Annotated in this window: 2 protein-coding genes; both read right to left on the minus strand. The window is 58.6% G+C overall.

Translation table 11 applies throughout. The features are described 5' to 3' along the window. Positions 1–28: 28 nt before the first annotated feature. Positions 29–5,905 carry an Ig-like domain-containing protein gene (locus AAGQ96_RS14540; protein WP_342753900.1) on the minus strand — a complete coding sequence of 1,959 codons (5,877 nt, stop codon included), beginning with the start codon at positions 5,903–5,905 and terminating at the stop codon, positions 29–31. Positions 5,906–6,466: 561 nt separating this feature from the next. Beyond that, positions 6,467–25,213: an Ig-like domain-containing protein gene (locus AAGQ96_RS14545; protein WP_342753901.1), complete on the minus strand. Its 18,747-nt coding sequence runs from the start codon at positions 25,211–25,213 to the stop codon at positions 6,467–6,469. Positions 25,214–25,768: the final 555 nt, after the last annotated feature.

A 25,768-nucleotide genomic window follows, 5' to 3' on the forward strand; every position in this document is an offset into this window, starting at 1 on the left:
AGCAGAAGCCCGCCCCGCGCCACCCGAGTCAGGCTGTTTGTACCTGTAAGTTGTGTTGAATTAATACATCGGCCAGCATGCCTTGATAGCTGGCCGATGAGTTGTGGTAAATATCGTACTGCTGACCGTCAACCGTGCGATGGCCAACATCGCTCCAGACACCGCCTTCCGTGGTGCTCAGGTTTACCGTATTGCCCTCAACCCCTTTGATGGTTAGCGTTTCGCTGCCGTTATCCGTCAGCTGCAACAGGTCGGTTTTGCCCAGCGTCAGGCTGTTGGTTCCTGTCGTGCCGAGATCGAGGGTCTCAATGCTGGCGATCTTTAAACCCAGCGCAGCGAAATCCAGCGTCAGATGCGAACCGCTCAGGATCAATGTGTCGTGACCTGCACCGCCATCGAGGTGACTGAAGTCAAGCGAGGAGAGCCGGAAAGTATCGTCACTTGCCGTGCCGATAATGTTGGCGCTGCCGCTGATGCTTTCTCCGTTCAGGCTGTTTTCCGCCAGGCTGCTATCCGTCACGCTGTCATTGCTCTCCGTCGCCGTCGCCGTGGCCGTGGCCAGGCCGTTATCCGTACCGGAAACCGTTTCGCCATCGGTTGGGTTATCTTCTGCAAGCGTGGCGGTAGCCGCAGTCTCCGTTCCGTCCGGCGTGGTGAGGCTCGCCGTACTCAACGTGGTAACAAAGCCCACCTGCTGCTCTTCCCAGTTTTCAGCAATGTCCAGCACGCCAAACGTTAGCGTGTTAAAACCGTTCTGAAGCTCATTTGCCGGGATATCTACTGTCCAGCTGCCGTCTTCCGAAACGGTAGCCGTGTAGTAGGTCTGCATGATGTCGCTTTTTAGCGCGACCAGCGTAAGCGGGAAAATGGCCGCCATGGTGCCGCTGACGGTGTAATAGAGCACGCTGTCGTGATAGATGGCGTCGGCCGCGGTGATTTCGTTGGCGGTAACGGTTGGATTACTGGTGCGGGGATGGGTCAACAGCCAGACGTCGCGGCTGGCGCTGGTGCTGTTACCGTCGGCATCGGTGGCGGCCACCGTAAAGGTGTAGTATCCGTCCGCCACGGCTTTCAGGGCATTATCGTCAATCTGCACGCTCCAGCTGTTGCCATTGACGTAGCCTGAATAGGTTTGGCCATCCAGCGTCAATTCTACGCGGCTGCCAGAAGCCAGGTGCGTACTGGTTCCGGTGACTGCCATGCCGTAGACGCCTTCGCTGATGTTGATGGCGTCATCGGTGCCAACAATATCAATAGTCAGCGTCGGCAGCGCGTCGGTGGTGTAAACACTGACGTCAAGTGAAGTGCTGCTGGCATTGCCCGATCTGCTGGCGATGGTTGCCGACAGGGTGTAGTCGCCAGGTGCCATCGCCTGAACTTCCGCCGCCGACATGCTGGCCTGCCAGGTGCCGTTGGCCGCTACCGTGATTTGCCATGTGGCGGCTCCCAGCGTTAACGTCACGATATTACCCGCATCGCCGGTGCCGCTGAGCACCAGCGGATCGGTGATGTCACTGGCGTTGATGCGGTTGCCATCCGCCAGCTCGCTGAGGGTGACATGCGGCATCACGCTGTCGGTCACAAAAGTGGCGCAGGTGGTGCCGGTCTCGCCTTCGGCGTTGGTCACGGTAACGTGAGCCCAGTGCCTGCCGTCGGCAAAATTGCTGGCCGCCATCTGGGCCGGGGTCAGAAGCAGCGTCCAGCTGCCCCCTTCCGTTACCGTTGCCTGATAGGTTGTACTGCCAATTTTTACCACTACCGACTGGCCGCTGCCGGTGATGCCGGTAGTGCCGCTCAGGGTCTCATCGTGGCTTCTTTCCTGCACGTTTAACCAGTAATCAACGAACGGCGTGGTAATCGTCGGTTTTGGCGTTGCGGTTGCCGCTGCCGTCGCGGTGGCTTCAGCGGTGATGCTGTCGGCAGCGGTGGCGATGGTCGCCGCTGTGGAGAGCGTTGTTGCCGTGCTGTCGACAGGATTATCGGCAACCAGCACGGCAACAGCAGAATCCGCGACGACGCTGAGTGAGGGAGCATCGGGCGTGTTAACGTAAATCGTCTGCTCAAACCAGTTTCCCGCCCGATCCTGAATGCCAAACTCCACGCTGCCCAACTCATACGCACGAACGTCTACGCTCCAGCTGCCATCTTCATTAATGACGCCATCAAACCAGCCTTTATCGCTGCCATGAATAGAGAAGAGAGAAACAGGGAATGTGCCTTCTGCGGTGCCGCTGACCTTATACCAGAGCTGGCCATCGTGATAAACCGCATCAGCCTGTGTCACGTCATTCACCGTGACTACCGGATTGCTGCTGTTGTAATGGGTGATCAACAACAGATCGCGGCTGGTACTGGTACTGTTACCATTTGCATCCGTGGCCCTGACCGCCACGGTATAAGTTCCGTCGGTAAGGCTGGCGAGATCGGTATCACTTAGCTGTACAGACCAGCTATTGTTGCCATAAACGCCGCCGGTCCAGGTTTTGCCGTCTATGGTCAGTTCAATCGTGGTGCCGGTTGGCAGATGCGCGCTGGTGCCGGTGATTTCGACGCCATAAATCCCTTCGCGGTAGTTAACAGCATCATCCCCGGAAATGGGGTTAATCGTGAGTTCAGGCAGGGTGTCTGCGGCATAAACCTGTACGCTTTTACCCGTCGAATAGCTGTTGCCCGCCTCGTCACTGACTCTGGCTTCAACAACATAGCTGCCTTCCGCCAGCGTCTGAATGGTGCTGGCCGGGACGGTAAACTGCCACTGCCCGCCTTCGCCAATGGTACTGTTCCAACTTTCACCATTGAAAGTGACGGTCAGCGCGGCTCCCGCGTCACCCGTCCCGGAAATAACCAGCGGTTCATTGATTTCACCGGCATCAATCAAATTGTCGCCAGAGACATTATTCAGAAAAACAGAGGGAGCACGGGCATCAGCTATAAAGGTCGTGGTCGCAGTATCTGTCCGGCCCCAGGCATCCGTTACCGTAACGGCGACGGTATGCTCGCCATCCTCATAGTTACTGTTCATCATCGCGTTGAGCGAAAGCGGTACGCTCCAGATGCCGTCACCGTCGACCGTGCCACTGTAGCTGACGCCATCAATGGTTAACGCGATCTGCTGGCTGACGCCGGTGACGCCGGTCGATCCGGTCAGCGTATAAGCCTGGTAATGTTCGTCACTGTTCAGCCAGCCGTCGCCAAATGGCGCATCAATGGTGGCGTGCGGCAGCGGCGCATCGGCCGGGGCTTCGGATGCCTCCACGCTAATGGTTTTACTGGCGGTCGTCGTGCCGCCAACGCCGTTAGCAAAGCTGATGCTGATACGATTGCTGCCAACAGGCAATAACTGTAAATCCGCCGCCGGAATTTCCACATTCCAGCTGCCGTCCTGAGCCAGCGCGGTCGTGTACGTTTTACCATTGAGGCTGATGGTCAGCGTGCTTCCTGCTGCCAAATTATGCGTGATGCCGCTCAGCGTTTGCGCCGACAGTTTCTCCCCGGCCGAGACTACACCGTCGCCGGTAAAGCTGTTTACCGCCAGCGAAGGCGATCCGGTTGTCGCCGCAGGCGTATCGGCGCTGTTATCAACAGGCGTCGTGTCGCCACCGGTTGGGTTATCCGCAGACGCGCTGTCACCGTCCGTGGGATTGTCTTCTGCGGGCGTGGTGGTTCCTGCGTTACTGCCGGATTCGACTGGCGTTTCCAGATCGTAACTTACTGAAATGACTTGCTCGAACCAGTTTCCGGCACCGTCCTGCACGCCGAAAAGTAGCGTGTTGCTGCCAATGCCCGATCCCAGATCGTAAGAATTTACCTCAACGCTCCACTGCCCGTTTTCGCCGATCGCGCCATCCCGCCAGCTCATTTCGCTGCTCTGCACGGCAAACATTTGGATCGGAAGGCTGCCTGACAGGGTGCCGGTAAGCGTGTACCAGGTCTGGCCATCGCGTTCGACAGCATCGGCGAGCGTCACTTCGTTGGGGGTGACGACCGGGTTGCTGCTGCCGTAGTGAGTGATTAACAGCAGATCGTGAGTGGCGCTGGTGCTGTTGCCGTTGACGTCGGTGGCACTGACCGTCACGCTGTAGTTGCCGTCGGTAATGGCGGCCAGGTCGGTGTCGCTGAGCTGTACCGTCCAGCCGTTGTTATAAACGCCGCCGGTCCAGGTTTTGCCATCCAGCGTCAGGACGATTTGCGTACCGGAAGCCAGATGGGTACTGGTGCCGGTAATTTCGACGCCGTAAATCCCTTCCCGATAGCTCACCGCATCATCGCCGGAAATGGTGTTAAACGTCAGGCCGGGCAAGGCTTCTGAGGCGTAAACCTGTAACGTCTGACTGCTGTAGCTGGCATTACCTGCTTCATCCGACACGCTGGCGGCAACCACATAGCTGCCTTCGCTCAGGTTTTGCAGGGTGCTGGCCGGGACGGTAAACTGCCAGGTTCCGTCTTCACCGACGGCGGGCGTATAGCTTTCGCCATTAAATGTCACGGTGAGCGCACTGCCCGCTTCGCCCGTGCCGGAAATCACCAGCGGTTGGTTGATTTCGCTGGCATCGATCAGGTTATCATTTGAAAGCGTATTGATTGTAACGGGTGGATGCAGCGTATCAACGGTAAAGCTGCTGGTGGTCGTTGCGGTTCGTCCCCAGGGATCGGTGACAATGACTGAAATATCGTGCCCGCCTTCACTGAATGCGGCTTCGCGCATGGCATCCAGCGACAGCGGCACGCGCCAGTTGCCTTCGCTGTCTACGGTGCCTGCGTAGCTGACGCCATCGATAGTCAGTGTAACCTGCTGGCTGGTGCCCGCCACGCCGGTGGTACCGGTCAGCGTGTATTCCGCATAATGCTCGTTTTCATTCATCAGGCCATCGCCAAACGGCGTGTCGATGGTGGCATTGGGTAGCGGCGCATCGGCCGGTGCCTCGGACGCTTCCACGGTAATCGTCTTGCTGGCCGTGGTGGTGCCGCCCGCCTCATTGGCAAAGCTGATGCTGATTTGGTTGCTGCCCGGTGGCAGCAGTTGCAGATCGGCCGCCGGGATCGCTACATTCCAGCTCCCGTCCTGCGCCAGTTCGGTGGTGTAGGTTTTCCCATTCAAACTGATGGTGAGGGGGCTGCCCGCTGCCAGGTTTTGTGTGGTGCCGCTCAGCGTTTGCGCCGACAGTTTTTCATCCGCCGAGACCACGCCGTCGCCGGTAAAGCTGTTGACCGTCAGTGAAGGTGCGGCGGCGGTGGCCGTTGCGCCGGCATCGGCTGTATCAGGGGTTGTTAACTCGGCGGCGGTTGCAACCGTTGCGTCACTGGCTACGGCATCACTGACTGTTGCGGTCGCGGCAGTTTCTGAAGAGACGGCAGCGTCAGCTGAAGCGGTGCTGTTAGCCGCCGTTTGCCCGGACGCGTCGTTACCCCCGCCGCTACCGCCGCTGGCCGCAGCGACGCCGGCCCCTGCGCCAATCAGCCCAAGCACGCCCAGTCCCACTGCCGTCACTGGATTGCTGGCTTCTGCGGCAGGCGTTGAAGCCGAAGCTATCAGCGCGTCAACGTTTTCCAGTGGCTCATAGCCGGGCGTCAGGGCAACAATCGCTTGCGGATCGGTTTGTAACTCGGAAGCAAATAATGCCTGCTGAAGCGACTGCCCGCCTTCCTGAAATACCAGTTCACTCTGTTCGCCATCCATCACCGTAAAGAAGTGCTGATAGCGCACGGTGCTGCCATCCCGCATATGCAGGATCAAATCCTGGCCTTGCTGTTGATAAGACGCCACCAGCGAAGGGGTGCCCTGTAGCGAAATAACGCTGGGCTGGGTTAGGAAAAAACTGTGTGAATTGCCTGCTGAAAGTTGAGCCAGCGATTTGCCGCTCGCCCGCGATAAAATATCGACGTGGCCTTCGCCTGAATACGCCATGGACATCCCCTTGTGCACCGAATAAATAAGTAAAGTGATGCCGCAGAAAAGTAAAGCTTTGCTTTATTTTCTTGCAGGCATACGTTGGCCAGCGCCGAAAACGGAGCCGAGCCTGACCCGGTGCTCATCGGATTGAAAAATAATCCGTAACAAGGATAATGGTTAAAATTGGAGCCAAAAACAAAAGTGCTCAGTGCCTGACGCATACCGACTGATTCAGCCAGTAAAAACAGTACCACTCTTTGCAAGAACCCGAGCGTCAGCCCAATTTACCACTATTAACCTCAACCACTTATCGGCAGATGAGGTTAAGCGCGCAACGCTGGAGATGGATAAGCTAATCCTCGCGTACGCACTTTTCTATTGGCTAAATTCTGGAAATTGATCCAGAACAGCTTTTTTTATCATTAATGTTTCTGAAGTCACTTTACTTAAATTTAACGCTTATTTTGTCGGTCTGATTTTAGGTTTGAAACTGTCACCGTCTCGCTATTGATAATTTCCTCTTAACTTTAGACGCCCTGCGCGGGAATTTCACCCCCCGCGCAGAGAAAGTCTTTGTTACACAACGTGAACCTGAAGCGCGTGCTGGATCAGCACGTCCCCGAGCGTGTTGGTCGAAGCCAGCGCCGAGTTGTGATAAACGTCATAAACCTGCCCGTCTACCGTGCGCTGCGCGGTGGTTGCCCAGACGCCGCCATCTCCGTTGGCCAGCGTGACCTGGTCTCCTGTCACCCCTTTAATCACCAAATCGTTGCTCTGACTGTCGGTGATATTCAGCGCCTCGTTGAGATCCAGCTTGATGCTGTTGGTGCCGCTGCTGCCCAGGTTGATCACTTCGATATGCTCGACCTTCAGCCCCAGCGAGGTGAGATCCAGCGTCATATTTTCCCCGTTCAGCACCAGCGTATCGGTGCCTGCTCCTCCATCAATGTGCGTAAAGTTGGTGGTATTCAGCGTGATAGTATCGTCGCCGGTTCCGCCGGTAACGGAAGCGCCCTCTGCGGTGTGGCCATCCGCGAAGGCGATTACCAGGCCGCCGATGGTGTAGCCGCTGTCATCCGACGTTGCCGCAGTGGCGGTGGTGGTGGTGTCGTCCGTCGTCGTTGTTGAGTCAGAAGTGGTACTGGCAACGGTTGACGAATCCGTGTCGCTGGTTTCCGAGGTTGTCGCCACCCGTGCGGCCGTCGCTGCCTGCGCCGTCGTGGTATCGCTGTTATCAGCGGCGGCCACCGCGGTTGCATCATCTGCTGCAACTGCCAACAGGGTGGTCGCGGCCACGGCCGAGGTCGTCGTTGTTGGCAACAGTGAACCCAGTAACAGCGTCGTGCTGGTGTTCGCCGGGTTACCCGCCACGTCTACGGCCGTTACGGTGACAATTGAGTTAAGGCTTAAGGTGGTTAACAGCCCACCGGTAAATTTGGTGCTGTAACGCCCTAACGCATCCAGCGTTGCGGTTTGCGTGGTGCCGTTTAGCGTAACGTTGACGGTGGTGCCCTGTGCCAGATTTAGCGTGCCGCCGGAGATCGTCAGTCCGTTGACCAGCACGCTGACCAGGCTCAGCACCGGATCGACACCCACAATCGGCAGGTTATTGGTTTTCGCCGTAAAGGTATTACTGCCGGTCGAGGTGTTACCGACCGTATCAGTGACCGTTGCATTGATGGTGTAGCTGCCGTCAGCAAGAGATCGCAGCGTGGCGGAAGGGATGGTAATACTCCATGCCCCGTTGCTGCCCACGGTGGTGGTATAAACATTGCCCGCCACGTTAACCGAAACCGTGCTGCCTACCGCGTTGGTGGAGGTACCGCTGATGGTTTCCGCAACGTTTGCTTCGCTAAGGTTCAGGTAGTGATCGCCGCCGAATACCGTGCTGTTGGTGATTGCAACCGTCGGCAGCGTATGGGTTTTAATCACCACCGTATCGGTGCCAGAACCGGTATTGCCGACGTAGTTCGTTACGCTGGCCGTCACGGTGCTGGTGCCATCGGCCAGCGCCGCCAGCGTGGCAGCCGGTACGGAAACGCTCCAGGTCCCGTTAGCACCCACCGTCGTCGTTAACGTCGCCGTTCCCACCCGCACGGTAAGGATTGAACCTTCCGCATTGGTGGTTGTGCCGTTGATGGTTTGAGCCGCGGTTGCATCCACTGCATTCAGCAGGCCATCGCCAAAGATGCTGGAGATGGTGACGGATGGCGGAGTCTGAGCAATATTGATCAGCGTGCCGGTGTTGGTTGCCGTGTTGCCATAAAGACTGTCCGTCACCGAAGCGTTTACCGTCAGCACGGTATTTGGCAGCGCGCTCAAATCAGCTTTAGGTACGTTCAGCGTCCAGCCGCCGCTGCTGTTCACCGTGGCGGTGTAAGTGACGTTATTCAGCGTCACGGTCACGATTGAACCCGCCGCCACGTTCCTGGCGGTACCGCTAATGGTCTGCACGGTGCTGAGGTCGTTGGCGCTGAGCACGCTGTCACCGAACACGGTATTCACCGTCAGCGTTGGTGTGGTGTGAATACCCACTTTTAACCCAGCGCTTGTGCTGGCAACGTTACCTACCGCATCGGTGACCGAGACGCTGGCCGTCAGGTTGCCGTCCAGCAGGGTGCTAAGAATAGCCGGGGAAACCTGCGCACTATAGGCACCGTTTTGGCCGACAACTGCCGTTACCGTGGTATTTCCCAGCGCAATGGTGACGGTTGAGCCCGCAGCGACGTTGGTTGCCGTACCGGAGATCGTCTGCGTCACCAGCGATTCAGCCAGGTTAAGCACGCCGTCGCCAAACAGCGGATTCAGCGTTACCGCAGGCAGCGTATGCACCCCCACGATTGCCCCCGCCGTGGCGCTGCTGGTGTTACCCGCCGCGTCCGTAACGCTGACGCCCACCGTCAGATTGCCATCCGCCAGTCCTTTAAGGATGGCCGGGGTTAGCGCCACGCTAAACGCGCCGTTCGCGGCCGTGGTCGTCACAAACTGTGTACCGGCTACGGTGACAACCACACGAGAACCGGCTTCCGCCCCGGTGATCGTCCCGGTAACGTTTTGCCCCAGCGCGGCATCCGCCAGATTCAGCAAGCCGTCGCCAAACAGCTGGGCAATACTGACCACCGGTGCCGTGAGTTTCGTCAACAGCGCACTCGACGCGGTAGCGGTGTTGCCTGCCGCATCCGTTACGCTCGCGCCTACGGTCAGATTACCGTCGGTCAGCGTGCTGAGAATGGCTGATGTGACGGTCGCGGTGAAGGTGCCGTTTTGTCCAACGGTCGCCTGGACACTGGCATTGCCCAGCGTCAGGGTGACAATACTGCCTGCCGCCACGTTATTGACCGTGCCGCTAATGGTCTGATTAACCAGCGCATCTGCAACGTTCAGGATGCCATCGCCAAAGATTGGGCTGAGGGTAATCGTTGGCTGAGCGGTAAAGATGCCGAGCGTGGTTGAGGTGGAAGAAACGTTCCCTGCCGGATCCACCACGGTAACGCCCAGCGTCTGATTGCCGGCGGTTAGTGCGGCCAGATCCAGTGCCGGAACGCTGATGCTCCAGGCGCCGCCAGCCTGCAACGTGGTCTGATAAGACTTGCTGCCCAGCGTCACGGTCACGGTTGAGCCGGTTGTACCGTTAATGGTACCGCCGATGGTTTGCGCTACTGCCGCTTCAGCAATGTTCAGCAGGTTGTCGCCGCCAAACAGGCCGGTAATCGCGTTAATCACCGGTGCTTCCAGGATAGCCGTAACCGTTTCACCGACGGTGCGGGTATTGCCCGCCGCATCGGTCAGCACCAGATTCAGCGAGGTATTGCCATCGCTTAACAAGCCCAGCAGGCTTGGCGGCACCACCAGCGCAAAACGGCCATCCTGACCCACTGCGGCGCTAACGGTCGTTCCACCCAGCGTCAGCGAGACGGTTGCCCCAACGCCTGCCGAGCTGGCCACGCCGGTAATCGTCTGTGCAACTGCGGTATCCGCCGCATTCAGGAAGCCATCGCCAAAGACCGTATCCACCACCAGATTCAGCGCAGCGTTAACCACCTTATTCACCGTTAACGTCGCATCGGTGGCGTTGCCCGCAGCATCACTGACGCGCAGGCCAAACACCAGAGCACCATCCGTCAGGCTGCCTAACACCTCAGGCGTCAGATCCAGACTAAAGGTGCCATCGGCATTGACTATCGCCGTGGCGATTGGCGAACTGTCGCCGACATACAGGCCGATAGTCTGTCCTTCCGCGCCCGATGCCGTACCGGTTAACACCTGGGTTGTCAGGATATCCGTCGCGTTCAGCACGTTGTCACCCAGGAGCGCATCCACCTGAATCAGCGGCGCGCCGGTATCAACCGTGAAGTCGTGCGTCGTGGTGCCCACGTTGCCTGCCGCATCGGTCAGGGTCGCGGTAATGGTCTGGCCGGACTGTGCCAGCGCCTGCAAATCGCCTGCGCCAACGGTGGTAGACCAGCTGCCGTCGCCCTGCACGATCGCCGTGTAGGTTTTCGCATTCAGCGTGACGGTCACTGCCCTGCCCGCTTCGCTGACCGAGGCGGTACCGGTGATGGTTTGCGAGGTGGCCGCTTCACTGTTGTTCAGCACATCGTCACCGGCAAAGGTGTTGACGGTGACGGTTGGCACAATGCGATCCACCAGTACCTGACTGGAGGAGGTGAGCGTCGTGCCCTGATCGGTGGTCAGGGTTGCCGTGACCGTTGCCGTGCCTTCCGCAATATTCGCCGTGGTGTTAGGAACGGTAATGGTCCAGATGCCGTCAGCGGTGACAACGGCAGATGTTGCCGCTTGCGCCACACCATTAATGGTCACCGCTACGGTGCCCGTTACTGCGCCGCCGGTGGTCGGCAGATTGGCGAAGGTCCCGCTCACCGTTAGCGTCGCGCCGTCAGTGCTGTTAACAACGTTGTCGCCAGAAATTGGATTCAGCGAGAGCAGCGGCGTCGGAGGTGGGGTGAGATCGACAGTTACGTCGGTGGTAGCCGTACCGGCATTGCCCGCAATATCAGCGATCGAGGCGGTAATAGTACCGGTATCGCCTGTCGTCCCGAGCTGCGCCAGCTGCACTGGCGTCAGGTTCACTGACCAGCTGCCGTCAGCCGCTACCACGCCCTCAACGGATGCGGTACCTATCGTTACCGTGACGATCTGTCCTTCACTGGCTCCGGTTGATGTCCCGGTCAGCAGCTGCGTGGTGAGACTTTCAGCGTAATCCAGCGCATTATCTCCGGTGAACGGATCGATGTTAACCACTGGCGCAATCGTATCAACCGTGAAGCTGCCCGCTACCGTTGCCGAGTTACCTGCCGCATCGGTCGCCACAACCGTGACGTTCTGCAATCCTTCGCCCAGCGCGTTGAGCTGCGCCGTATTGAGATCCAGCGTCCATGCACCGTTAGTGGCAACCGTTGCCGGATAGTTAGTGGCTCCGATGGTGACGATGACGGTCTGTCCATCGCCCGCCACGCCAGTGGTTCCCGTTAGCGCAGCGCCTGCTGCCACATCGTCACCGTTCATATAGCTGTTATCGAACGGCACGGCCAGCGCAGGGACTGGCGGCGTCAGCAGAGAGGTGAAATCCAGACTGCTGGTATTGGTGTTACCTGCGGCATCGATGACCGTCACGTTAACGCTGTGCGCGCCATCGTCGAGGCTATTTAACGCGCCGGCAGGCAGCGGCACCGCCCAGGTTCCGTCTGCCGCAACCGTTCCGGTATAGACAATACCGTCCAGGTCAATTTGCAGCTGAACGCCCTGGTTCGCGCCGGTAACGCCGGTTGTCCCGGTCAGGGTAATCGCCGCGCCCGCCTCGGCAATATTCAGGAAGTTGTCGGTAAACAGCGGTCCGTCAACGGTAGGCTGTGGCAGCGTCAGCAAGGCATTGAAATCAAGGGTGGCCGTACTGGCATTGCCCGCGCTGTCCGTGGCGGTAACGGCAAAGGTATGGGTGCCATCGCTCAGTGCCGTCAGCTGGTCAGTGGTCAGATCCAGCGTCCAGTTACCGTTGGCATTAACCGTTGCCGTTAGCGGTGCGCCGCCATCAATAGTCACCGCTACCGTTTGACCGGCACCGGTGATGCCGGTGTTGCCGCTAACCGTCTGGGTGATGGCTGCTTCCGCCACGTTGAGCTGGCCATCGCCAAAGGGCAGATCGATGGTGGTGGCAGGCAGCGTATTTACCGCGACAACCAGATTATCGGTAGCCGAGGCCACATTGCCGACGGCATCCGTTACCGTAACGGTAATCGGCAAGGTGCCGTCCGGCAGCGTAGTCAGCGTGCCCGCCGGTAAATCGAGACTCCATGCGCCGGTGGCAAGATCAACCACTGGCGTATAGGCCGTGCCGTTAATGTCCACGGTGACAGTTTGTGCGCCGGTAATGCCGGTGGTGCCATCCAGCGTGCCGCCCGCGGCTGCTTCTGCCGCATTCAGTACGCCATCGGTAAATGGCTGAACCAGCGTTGGATCAGGCAGTCCGGTGACGATGGCGGTATAGACCAGCGAATCGGTGCTGGTATTACCCGCGCGGTCGGCAACGTTAACCGTAATAGTATGGTCGCCGTTGCCCAGCGTTGCGGCCAGCGTTGGCGTTAGCGTAGCGCTCCAGACACCGCTTTCGTCTACGGTGGCCGTAATGTCGTTACCGTCAATGTTTAGCGTAACCGTCTGGCCCGCTCCGGTAATCCCCGTATTGCCGTTGATAAGCTGATCGACACCCGCTTCGGTGGCATTCAACAACCCATCAACAAATGGCGTGGCGATGGTAATGGCCGGCAGCGGCGCAACCAGCAGTTCGATACTGCCGCTGGCACTGGCCGGGTTTCCGGCTGCATCGGTGGTGGTAATGGCAAGCTGATAAGCGCCGTCTCCCAGACCGGTCAACGAACCTGCCGGGATGGTTGTGCTCCAGGTGCCGTCCGCGTTTACCACACCGGCAAAAGTCAGCCCTTCAACGGTAACGGTAATGGCCGTGCCTTCAGCAAGGTTGGTCGCGCTACCGGTCAGAATCTGATCGGCTCCTGCTTCTGCCGCGTTGACCAGACCATCGGTAAACGGCGTATCCAGCGTCAGCGTTGGCAGAGCATTGATGGCCACACCCAGGCTGAGGTCACTGGTGGCGGTATTGCCGCTGGCATCCGTTACCGCGACGGTTAGCGGTGTCTGCCCGTCCGCCAGCGCCAGCAAATCGCCGCTGTCGATGGTCAGACTCCATGTCCCGTCGGCGGCTGCCGTCGCGGAATAGGTTTTGTTGTTCAACGTGACGGTAACAGGCAGTCCGGCGTCGGTAGTGCCGCTGACCACCAGCCCGGCTTCCGCTTCAGAAACGTTCAGCACGTTGTCGACACCGGCGCTGGTAGCGACACTCAGCACTGGCAGCACCGTATCGACGGTGAAATCAACGGTAGAGGTGGCGACGTTGCCCGCCACGTCATTCCCGCTGGCCGTTACGGTGTTGGTTCCCTGCGACAACGCCTGCACATCAGCCGCCGGAACGGTCGTGGTCCAGTTGCCATCGGCATCTACTGTTGCCACATAGGCATTCCCATTCATCGTGACCGTGACGGTATCGCCAGCAGGAATACGCTGGCTGGTTCCGCTAATTTGCAGATCGTCCTGCGCTTCCTGATTATTGACGACGTCATCGCTGGTAATCGGATTGATAGTGATGGCAGGCAGATCGGCGGCCTGAGCAATGACGGTAATTTGGCTGGTAACGCTCGCCGGATTACCCGCCGCATCGGCAACTGCGGCACTGATATTCTGTGCGCCATCAGGCAGCGTGGCGAGGTCAGCAGCCGGGATTGTCGCGCTCCATGTTCCATCTGCCTGCACCAGTGTCGTGTACGTCAGGCTGTTGAGAGTCACCGTGACGGTCTGTCCCTCAGTGACGTTCGTGACATTACCCGTGACGATCAGATCCTGTCCGGCTTCAATCTGATTAATGTAGTTATCGCCCGTTACGGCATCCAGCGTAATCACTGGCAAACTTGCCGCAGCAGCATCAACGGTGACCGTTAGATCCTGAGTCGAGACGTTACCTGCGCTGTCGGTCAGGCTCACGGTGACCGGATAAGCGCCATCCGCCAGCCCCTGCACCACGTTGGACGGCAGATTGATCAGCCAGCTGCCGTCGTTCTGCACCGTCTGCTGATAGGCGGTACCGTTAAAGGTGACAGTCACCAGCTGGCCCACTTCGCTCAGCGAAGCGGTGCCGCCAATGGTGACCGGCTGTAAGCTTTCTGCCGCGTTAATGATGTTGTCGCCCGCGACCGGATCGACAGTTAGCGTTGGCGCCGTGTAGTCAACGGTAATCGACGTGGAGGCCGTGCCGGTGTTGCCCTGCGCATCCGCAGCGGTTACGGTCACGGTCTGAATGCCTTCGCCAAGCGCTTGCAGCGTTGCGGCTGTCACCGGTAGCGTCCAGCCGCCGTTCGCATCCACGGCGGCCGAATAATCAATGCCGCCAATATTCACCGTGACCGTCTGGCCTGCCCCTGTCGCACCGGTGGTGCCGCTCAGCGTTTGGTCGGCCTGCGCTTCTGCGGTGTTCAGATAGTTATTGGTAAACGGCGTATCCAGCGTTGGCTGTAGCGACACGGTCGACAGCGTAATATCCGATGTTGCCGTGGTACTGTTCCCTGCGGCATCGCTGAGGGTCGCCGTCAACGGATACGTTCCGTCGACGGCTGTCTGCAACAGGCCCGCCGGGAGCTGAAGCGTCCAGCTGCCGTCTGCGGCAATCGCCGTGGTGTAGTTTTGTCCGGCAAGCGAAACGGTAACCAGCTGGCCCGCTTCCGCATCGGTGCTGGTGCCGCTAACGGTGATTTCCGCTGCGGCTTCACCCGCATTCACTATGCCATCGCCCGCGATGGTGTTCAGCGTCACGGTTGGCGCAACGGTATCCACGATGACCGGCACGCCCAGCACATTAGTATTGCCCGCCGCATCCGCGACCGTAACCTGCAACGTGTTGCCGCCCTGCGGTAATGCCTGGAGATCGGCGGCCGGAACGCTAACGCTCCAGTTGCCGTTTGCGTCAACCACGCCGGTATAGGTAATGCCACCGACGACGACCGTCACAATCTGCCCATCGCCGGTCAAACCGGTGGTGCCGGTCAGCGTTTGCGCGGTTGCCGCTTCGCTGCCGTTCAGTACGCCGTCATTAAACGGTGCGTCGGCAGTCGCCAGAGGCAATTGATTAACCTGCACATTAAGCGTGCCATCGCTGGTGATTGTCGTGCCGCCAGCGTCCGTCACGGCAACGGTTAGCGTCGTCGCGCCATCCGGCAGGCCTGCCAGAGAAGAGGCTGGAATAATGGCGTTCCAGGTACCGTCTGCGCCCACTGCACCGGTAAAGGTCTGCCCGTTAAAGGTGACAGTGACCGGCGTGCCCTGTGCAATATTCACGGTTGTGCCGGTGACGATTAACGCATCCTGTGCTTCGACCGCATTCAGATAACCATCGGTGCTGAGCGGATCGATACTGATACCGGTCGCGCCTGCATCAACGGTGATGTCGCGAGTGGTGGTCACCGGATTGCCTGCCGCATCCGCCACGGAAATGCTGAAGGTCGAGGTTCCATCTTCCAGTGCAGCGAGCGCTGTAGAAGGAATAGCAACCCGCCACGCCCCGCTCGCCAGCACGCGGGTAAAGTAAGCCACGCCGTTGAGCGTTACCGTCAGCTGTTGGCCCGCTTCAACATTAGTGGTGGTACCCGTCAGGTATTGCGTAGTTTGCTGCTCGGCACCATTGATCGTATCGTCGCTGGCAAACGGATCGACGCTGATAGTTGGCAAGCCAGCCGCGCTGGCCTTGACCGTCAGCGGCGACTCAACCGTCGTGCTGTTGCCTGCCGGATCGGTCGCGGTGGTATTCACCACGTAATCGCCATCCGCCAGGTTCGCCAAATCGGCAGCCGGAATGGTCAACGTCCACTGGCCGTCACCCCCAACCGTAGCGGTGTAATTCACGCCATTGAGTGAGACGACAATCGCGGAATCCGCTTCACCCGTCCCGCTAAGTGGCAGATCGCTGCCCTGTTCAGCCGCATTGAGGGTGTTGTCTCCGGCAATATCCGCCACCGTGACAGCCGGTGGCAGCGTATCAACGCTGAGCGTCAGATCCGAGGTCGACGTATTGCCAGCCGCATCGCTGACCGTGACCAGAGCCGTGGTATCGCCCTGCGGCAGAGATTGCAGCACGCTGGCTGGCAGCACCAGGCTCCAGTTGCCGTCGCCATCCACCGTCCCGGTGTAAGTCTGACCGTTAATCACCACGCTCACGGCTTGTCCATCGCCCGTGACGCCCGTGGTGCCGGTCAGCGTCTGTGCCGTCGCCGCTTCGTCAGCATTCAGGGTTCCGTCAGTGAATGGCGTTGCTGCAACGGCCGTTGGCAGTGTGGCAATGGCAACATTGAGCGTCGCGTCGCTGGTCACCGTATTATCACCGGCGTCTGTGGCACTGACGGTCACTGTCTGCACGCCATCAGGTAATGCCGCGAGATCCGCTGCCGGAACCACCAGGCTCCAGGCGCCGTTTTGAATCGTCGCGGTGTAATCTACGCCGTTCAGCGTGACCGTCACGGTATTCCCTTCCGGCAGATTCGACGCGGTGCCACTGAGGGTTAAATCGCTTTGCGCTTCAATGGCATTGAGATAGCCATCTTCGCTGATCGGATCGAGTGCGATAGCACTCAAATCGGTGTTGACATCAAAACTTCCCGATACCGTGGCCGGATTGCCTGCCGCATCGCCTACGGAAACCACATAGCTTTGCGTACTGCCGGAAGGCAGGTTAACCAGGTCCGCTGCCGGAACAGTGATGCTCCATGCGCCGCTGGCCTGTACCGTGCCGATATAGGTCACGCCATTCAGCGTCACGCTAACCAGCTGGCCTGGCTGTACGTTAGTGGTGGTTCCGCTAAGCTCCTGATTAACTTGCTGTTCTGCACCATCAAGAATATTGTTGCCCGCAAAGTTATCCACCGTCAGCACCGGCAGCGTGTTGGCGTCCGCCACCACGGTGAGCGTACTGTCCTGCGTGGTGGTATTGCCCGCCGCATCCGTTGCCGTCACGGTTAGCGTATAGTCGCCGTTGGTTAACGCCAGCAGATCGGCCGTTGGAATTGCCACGGACCACTGCCCGTTGGCGGCGGCAGTGGCAGTGTAGTCAACGCCTTCCAGCGTGACGGTAATCGCCGCGCCGTTTTCAGCCGTACCGCTAACCGTCAGTGGCTGCGACTGCTCTTCGGCATTGAGGATATTATCGCCGCTCAGTGGGTTGACCGTGAGCAGCGGTGCGGTGAGATCGACCGCCAGCGTGCTGCTTTGCGTAGCGGTATTGCCCGCCGGATCGGTGACGGTAACGTTAAGCGGATAGCTCCCGTTGGTCAGCGCGATTAACGCCGTATCCGGCACGGTGACTGTCCAGTTGCCGTCGGCATCGACAGTCGCGGTGTAGACGGAGCCGTTAAGCGTGACGCGCACGCTGTCGCCTGCCGTACCTGTCCCGGTAATATCCAGAGGCTGCCCTTGTTCGGCCGTATTCAGGAAGCCATCGCCGGAAACTGCCGCAACGGTAAAGGTTGGCAGAGCGGTATCAAGCGTGATGGTCGCCGGTACGGTAATCGCGCCGCCCGTTGCTGGCGTTGCGGTCACCGAGACCAGATAATCGCCATCGGCCAGACCGCCCAGTGCGCTGGCCGGGATCGCAGCGGTCCACAACCCGTTTGCGCCGACTGTCGCCGGATAGCTTGTGCCGTTGAACGTTACCACCACGGCGGTCGTCGCATCCGGCACGCTGCCCGTGACGTTAAAGCCCTGCGCCGCTTCGGTCGCGTTAACAATATCATCGCCCGCCACGGTGTTGACGATCAGGCCGACATCAATCGCGGTATCCAGTACAACGGTTGTATCCTGGCTGGCGGTATTGCCCGCCGCCGAGGTGGCCGACACGGTGACGGTGTTGTCGCCTTCAGTCAGGTTGGTCAGCGTGTTAGCCGGAACGCTTACCGTCCACACGCCATCTGCACCGACGGTGGCATTAAAGGTATCGCCTCCCAGCGTAACGGCAATGGTATCGCCTGCGGTGCCCGTACCGGTAACATCAACGCCCTGACCCTGTTCAGCCAGATCGATGATGTTGTCCGTCGCAATCGGATCCACGGTAAAGGTTGGCGTTGCGGTATCCACCGACAGCGGCAGGTTCTGCGTAGTGGTATTGCCGAAGGCGTCCGTGACGCTCAGCTGCAACGCGTAAGGACCATCTGCCAGCGCCGCCAAATCCGCCGCCGGAACGGTGATTGTCCAGCTGCCGTCATCGTTGACGGTAGCGGAGTACTGTTCGCCATTCAGGGTGGCATTCACCGTATCGCCTGCCGTACCTGTCCCACTGACTGTCAGTGGATTTCCCTGCTCATCAGCATTAATGATGCCGTCGCCGCCCGCCAGCGGATCGACCGTTAACGCAGGTAAGGTGGTGGCAACGGTGATGGTGGGGGTAGGCGTAATAGCAGAGGTGTTGCCCGCCACGTCAGTCACTGTCACCGTTACAGCGGATTGCCCCTGCGGTAGCGCCTGAAGAATGGCCGGAGAAAGATCGAGGCTCCACAGGCCGGAGCTGTTCACCGTGGCGGTGTAATCTGTGCCGCCAATATTGACCGTGACCGTTTGGCCATCGCCCGTTTGTCCGGTGGTGCCGTTCAGCGTTTGCGTAATGCCCGCTTCGTCGTTCGTCAGCGTGCCGTCAGTAAATGGCGTCTGAAGCGTTGGATCCGGCACGCGATCGATATACACGTCCAGCGTGCTTTCGCTGGTGACCACACCGCTGTTCGCCGTGACGCTGGCAGTGGCCGTTTGCGGCCCTTCCGCCAGCGCCTGCAAATCGGCCGCAGGCACCGTCACCGTCCAGCTGCCGTCTGCCGCCACTGTGCCGGTGTAGGTCTGGCCGCCGAGGGTAAAAGTAACGGTGCTGCCTTCGGCAACGTTGGTGGTTGTCCCTGTCACCGACAGATCGGTTTGCGCTTCCTGCGCGTTCAGATAACCATCGGCGCTTAATGGATCGAAGGCAACGCTGCTCAGCGTGTTATCGACGGTAAAGGCTTTATCAACGCTGCTGCTATTGCCTGCCACATCGGTCACGCTTACGGTGAGGGTTTGCGCACCATTCGCCAGCCCCGTTAGCGCGGCTGCCGGGATCGTCACCTGCCAGCCGCCGCCGGCAAGGATCGCGGTGGTGTAATCGACGCCATCCAGCGTCACGGTAATTTGCTGACCCACTTCAACGTTAGTCGTTGTACCGCTGATGATCTGGTCGGTTTGCTGCTCCGCACCGTCGACCACGTTGTTGTCGGTGACGTCGTTAACGTTAATTACCGGAACCGAGGTGCTAACGGTCAGCGGCGTGGTGGTCACCGTGGTGTTGCCAGCCTGATCGCTGGCCGTCACGTTTAGCGTATAGCTACCGTCCGCCAGACCATTAACCGCCGTATTAGGAACGGTCAGCGTCCACTGGCCGTTAGCCCCTACTACGGTGGTATAGGTGACGTTGTTTAAATCCACGCTAATGGTGCTGCCCGTCTCACCCGTGCCGCTCACCACCAGCGGCTGATTGCTCTCTGCCGCGTTAAGATAGCCGTCGCCGGAAACGGTGTTGACCGTCACCGCTGGCGGCGTCAGATCGACATCCAGCGTACGGATCACCGTACTGACGTTGCCCACGGCATCGGTGACGCTCACCGTCACGTTATAGCTGCCCTCAGCCAGATCCAGTAACGCCGCAGACGGGATATCAATGTTCCAGCTGCCGGTGCCCGTTACCGTGCCGGTATAGGTATTGCCATTGAGCTGTACGCTAACGGTATCGCCTTCCTCGCCGTTGCCGCTCACCGTCAGCGTTTGGTTTTGCTCAGCCAGATTCAGACGATTGTCCTGCGCGATCGCATCCAGCGTCAGGGTAGGTGTCAGCGTGTCGACGGTAAAGGTGGTCGTCAGGCTGGTGGCATTACCTGACGGATCGGTCACGCTGATATTGAGAGCGTTGCTGCCCTGCGGCAATGCCTGAAGCACCGCATTCGGCAGTAATACTGACCAGTTACCGTCCGTATCTACCGTGCCGGTGTAGGTGATGCCGCCCAGCACCACGCTGACGGTCTGGCCGGTGCCCGTTACGCCCGTGTTGCCCGAAAGTTGCTGATCGCTGGTGGCTTCAATGCCGTTCAGTGAACCATCAACAAACGGCGGATTCAGCGTCAGGTTGAAATCAGGCGTAACTGCCGAATCCAGTGCCTGCGTGGTGGTAATGGTGTTGCCGTTGATATCAGTCGCGGTGGCGGTAATGGTCTGGCTGCCGTTAGCCAGGCCCGCTAATGCGCTGGCCGGTACGGTCACGCTCCAGCTGCCGTCGGCGTTGGCGGTTGTTTCATAATCCACGCTGTTGAAGCGCATCAGAATGCGCGCGCCAAACGCGACGAAACGGCTGCTACCAGAAATCACCAGCGGCGTTTGCGCTTCGGCTGCGCTCAACATATTGTCATTGCTGACAATGCCGATAGCGATGGCGCTAAAGGTGTTATCAACAGTAAAGGTGCTGCTTGTCGTGGCAGGATTCCCTGCCGCATCGCTGACCGCCACCGTATAGTTTTGTGCCCCGTTCGCCAGCGCGTAATAAGCGGTGGCCGGAACGACGATACTGTAGCTGCCATCGCTCTGAACCGTGCCGGTATATTGCTGACCATTTAGCGTTAGCGTGACCGGCTGCCCGGCGGTGACGTTGGTGGTAGTGCCCGTGACCAGCTGATTCAGTCCTTTTTCGGCACCGTCCAGCACGTTATCCCCCGCGAAGGCGGCTACGGTGATGGTCGGCTGGGAAGCGGCCTGCGCCACAACGGTGAGCGGCTGGAGCGTGCTGCTGCTGTTTCCTGCCGGGTTAGTTACCTGTACGTTAACGCCATAGGTGCCGTCGGTTAAGGCATTGACCGCATCGGCAGGAACCTCAACGCTCCAGTTTCCTGCTGCATCAGAAACGGTGTTATACGTGACGCCGTTCAGCGAAACGACCACGGCTGAACCCGCATCGGCCGTACCGGCAACGCTAAGTGCGGCGGCATGTTCGGCGGCGTTCAGATAACCGTCACCCGAAACCGGCGCGACCGTCACTACCGGCGCAACCGTGCTGATGGTAATGGGAACCAGTGAACTGGTCTGGTTGCCTGCGGCATCCGTTGCGGTGACGGTAACATCATATTTTCCGTCCGGCAGCGATTGCAGCGTCGACGGAGAAATGTTCAGGCTCCAGTTACCGTTGTCATCAGCGCCCGTGAGATAGGTGACGCCATCCAGCACCACACTGACGGTGCTGCCTGCTTCTGCCGTCCCGCTCACTGCCAGCGGCTGGTTTTGCGTCTGGCTGTTAATGGTGCTGCCGTCGCCCACTGTTACTGCGTCCAGCGCTGGCGGAGCGGTATCCACCGTCACCGGCGTGGTACTGTTAACCGTGTTGCCAAGCGAGTCGGTGACGGTAACGATAATATCGCTGCTGCCGTTCGGCAGAGATTGCAGCACCTCTGGCAGTAACGTCAGGCTCCAGTCACCCGTGGTGGCATTAACGGTTGCCGGGTAATCGACTCCGCCAATATTGACCGTCACGGTCTGATCCGCTGCGGTGGTACCGCTGTTGCCACTTAACGTTTGCGGCGTCGCTGTTTCCGCTGCATTCAGGGCGCCATCGCCGAAAGGTGAGTTCAGGGTGATATCTGCCGGAGTCGGGAAAGTTGTACGGATAGCCAGCTGGCTTTCACTGGTCACAGGATTATTGCCTGCATCGGTACCGGTAACGGCCACGGTGTAGTTTCCGTTAGCCAGCCCCGTCAGCGCCGCAGCGGGGACCGTAACGGTCCAGGTGCCGTCGGCATTCACTACCGAGGTATAGTCAACACCGTTAAAGGTAACAGTGAGCGGCGTCGTTGCTGCCAGACCGGCGCTGCTCCCGCCGATCACCAGATCGGACTGCGCTTCAGTGGCGTTCAGCGCGTTATCGCCGCTGATGGGTCCGACGGCCAGCGTGGCAACGCTGTTGTCTACCGCCACGTCAAAACTGCCGGTCGTGTTGCTGGTATTTCCTGCTGCATCACTCACGGTAACGCTATAGCTTTGCGTGCCGTTAGCCAGCGCCGATAGCGTGGCCGCCGGTAAGAGAATGCTCCAGCCTCCTCCCGCTTCTACCGTGCCGGTGAAGGTCGAGCCGTCGGCCAGCGTTAAGGTGATTTCTCTGCCTGCCTGCACGTTAGTTGCCGTACCGGTTAGCGTTTGAGCAACGGTCACCTCTGCGCCGTTGAGAATCCCATCGGCTGTTAACGCATTTACCGTAACAATCGGTTGGGTCGTGGCGAAGGTGACAGAAGAATAGATTTCGCTGCTGTTACCTGCCGCGTCAGTGGTGACCACGGTGACAACATAGGTGCCATCCGCAATGGCGGCTTTAATGTCATCGGTCAACGCGGCCGTCCATGCGCCGGTAGTTGGATCAACGGTGGCAGCAAGATCCACGCCGTCCAGGCGGACAACAACCGTATTGCCTGGCTGAGTGGTGCCGGTGAAGTTTAACGGCAGGTCAAATTCCCCGGCGTTAACGTAGCCATCGCCAGAAATGGTATCAACCGTCGCGGTCGGTGGCGTGGTGGCAATCGAAAGCGTGCTGGTTTGCGTATTGCTGTTGCCATAGCTGTCGGTGTTTGTCACGGTAACGGGGTAATCGCCGCTGGCAATCTGTTGCAGATCGGAGGCGGGAATATTCACGCTCCAGCTGCCGTCAGGATTGACCGTGGTGGTATAGGTAATGCCATTCAGCGTAACGGCAATATTTTGACTGCCGTCACTGACACCGCTGATAGTGAGCGGTTGCGTAACGTCCGTTTGATTCAGCGGCGCATCCGGCAGCAGAACAGTTGATGCAGGCGCCACCGTGACAACGTTTACAGGTGTGGTCGAGGTAGTGCTGTTACCTGCCGGGTCGGTGACCACGACCGTGATATCAGTACTGCCCTGCGGTAAACCTTGCAGCGCTTCAGGCGGGATGGAAACGGTCCAGCTGCCGTCATTATTCACCGTACCGGTATAATCCGTGCCGCCAACCGTGGCAACAATCGTTTGTCCTGGCCCGGTAACGCCCGTGTTCCCGGCCAGCGTTTGCGCCATACCCGCTTCGCTACTGTTTAATACCGCATCGCCAAACGGCACGTTCACATTGGCATTCGGCTGAGTGGTGATGACCTCAAGCGCGCTGGCCGTACTGTTCTGTACCAACGTGCCATCGGCCAGCGTCGCAGTCGCAATGACTAAATTCGAACCCTGTGGCAAATCCTGGAGATCTGCCGCGGGAATGGTCGTGCTCCAGCTGCCATCATCGTTGACGGTGGTACTGTAAAGACGCCCATGCAGAGTTAACCGGATTACCGTCCCTGCCGGGATCCCGGTGGCAAAACCGGAAACAGTCAGATCGGACTGCGCTTCAGTGATATTCAGATAACCATCACCGCTGAGCTGATTAATACTAATGCTACTGAGATCGGAAGACTCGACGGTGAAATCGTGCGTCGCCGTTGCTGGCGTACCGGCAACGTTGGTCACGTCTGCGGTAATAGTGGCTGTTCCCGCCGCCAGCGCCTGTAAGGCCGTAGCCGGTACCGCGACGCTCCACGCACCGTTAGCATCAACGGTAGCGGTATAAGTGACGCCATTCAACGTCACGGTAACGGTTTGACCTTGCTCAACGTTGGTGGTGGTACCGCTGAGGGTCTGTTCCTGCAATTTCTCTGCGCCATCCAGCAGGTCGTCACCGGCAAAGGCGTCAATTGCGACTGTTGGAACACCGGCAGCCGCGACCGTAAAATCATGCGTGGTCGTGACCGTTGCGCCTGCGGCATCCGTTATGCTGGCATTGATTGTGGTTGTCCCCGCCGCCAGCGCCTGAAGTGCAGTAGCCGGCACCGATACGCTCCACGTACCATCTGCGCCCACGGTTGCGGTGTAAGTCTGACCGTTTAAGGTCACGGTAACGGTTTGCCCCTGTGGAACGTTGGCGGTTGCCCCGCTGATGGTCTGCGCCGCCTGCTGCTCGGTGGTATCCAGTACGTCATCGCCAGCAAAGGCGGCGATGGTAATGGCCGGGGTGCCTGCCAGTGCTTCCACCGTGAAGTTGTGTGTCGCATCTGCTGAGACGCCAGCGGTGTCCGTCACGGTCGCACCGATCGTTGAAGCGCCCGCCGCCAGCGCCTGAAGTGCTGTAGCCGGTACCGCTACGCTCCACGTACCATCTGCACCCACGGTTGCGGTGTAAGTCTGACCACCAAGGGTTACGGTAACGGTCTGGCCCTGCTGGACGTTGGTCGTCGTCCCGCTTACCGTTTGCGCCGTTTGCTGCTCGGCGGCATTCAGCACATCATCGCCCGCAAAAGCGGCAATCGCGATGGTCGGTACACCCGGTTGTACGGTACTCGCTTCCACCGCGATCGTGTCGCTGGTGGTCGCCGTGGTGCCTGCGTTATTGGTCACGCTCAGTGAAAGGGTATTGTTACCGGTTGGCAGCGCGGCCAGATCGGCTGCTGGAATGGTAACGTTCCAGGTGCCGTCTGCGGCAATGGTCGTGGTATACGTCACGCCATTGAGCACGATGGTGATGGTGTTACCGGCTTCCGTGCCCGTTGTCGTGCCGCTCAGCGTTTGAGCAACGCCTTTCTCTGCTGCCGAAACAATGTCATCACCGGCAAAGGTATTCACACCGATAGTTGGCCTGACCAGTGCGGTTCCGCCACCGCCGCCACCGCCGCCGCCGCCACCGCCATTTGCCAGTGCACCGATGCCGAGGCCTGCCAGACCAAGCGCACCGATACCCGCAGCGGTGATAACACCCGTTCCCGCCCCGGTATCAGCAAGCAACAGCGGATCGAGTCCGCCCAGAGATTCATATTCCGGCGCGATCGCCATGGCCGTTTGCGCATCGGCAAACTCGCTGGTAACAGGGAATAACGCATGTTCAGGAGGATTTACGCCATCATCGAAAACCAGCTCGCTGTGGTCGCCATCGACGTCATCAAAGAAGAACTGCTGATAGCGGACGGTCTGGCCGTCGCGCATGTGAACAATAAGATCGTTACCCTGTCGCTCAAACTCGCTCACCATCGCCCGGGTGCCGTGAATTCTAACTACGCTGGGTTGATTGAGGAGAACCGTATTTGAGTTCCCTGCTGCGGCCTGTGAAAGGATTCTGCCATCGTCGCGAGAAAGAATATCCACGCTGCCGTCAGTAAGCTGAGCCATAGTAACCTCTTGTGCGCCAAAGTATGCATTAGTGTTTCGCGCGCAAAAGTGAAGAAAAACTTCAGGTTTGCGCACAAAGTAATGAATAGCCAGACCCGGTTAAGGGAGTGGTTTTTACCCGGTGCGTAAGCGATCCCAATGGGAGCTAATTTGTTAAAACAAGTTAAAAAACCAAACTGAATGGTTAATCTTTTTTAAATTTTTCTTTTCTGATAGTAAGAAATATCCGGATACATAACTTGATTAATATTTATCGAAAAGATAAAAAAAATTAATCATATGATGTAGCTTATAATTTATCGAATTACCAAAATGATGCAGGTTACCCGGCTGCATACGCGGTAATCTTTTGATTTAACTTAAAGAAAAACTTTAAGATTCTGTAAGTAAACCGCAGGGAAAGCGTAAAAAAAGGACGAGTGTCCATAAGATATGTCAGGATTTATTTAGCGAAAATTTATATTCTGTCACGGAATCTGGCAAAAGATACCCATCGAAAAACTGCCTGTTTTTTACACAACCCAATGAAAACTGCATTTCCCGGAGCGGGTAATT

The sequence above is a fragment of the Pantoea sp. MBD-2R genome (assembly GCF_039134845.1).
GTDB lineage: Bacteria > Pseudomonadota > Gammaproteobacteria > Enterobacterales > Enterobacteriaceae > Erwinia.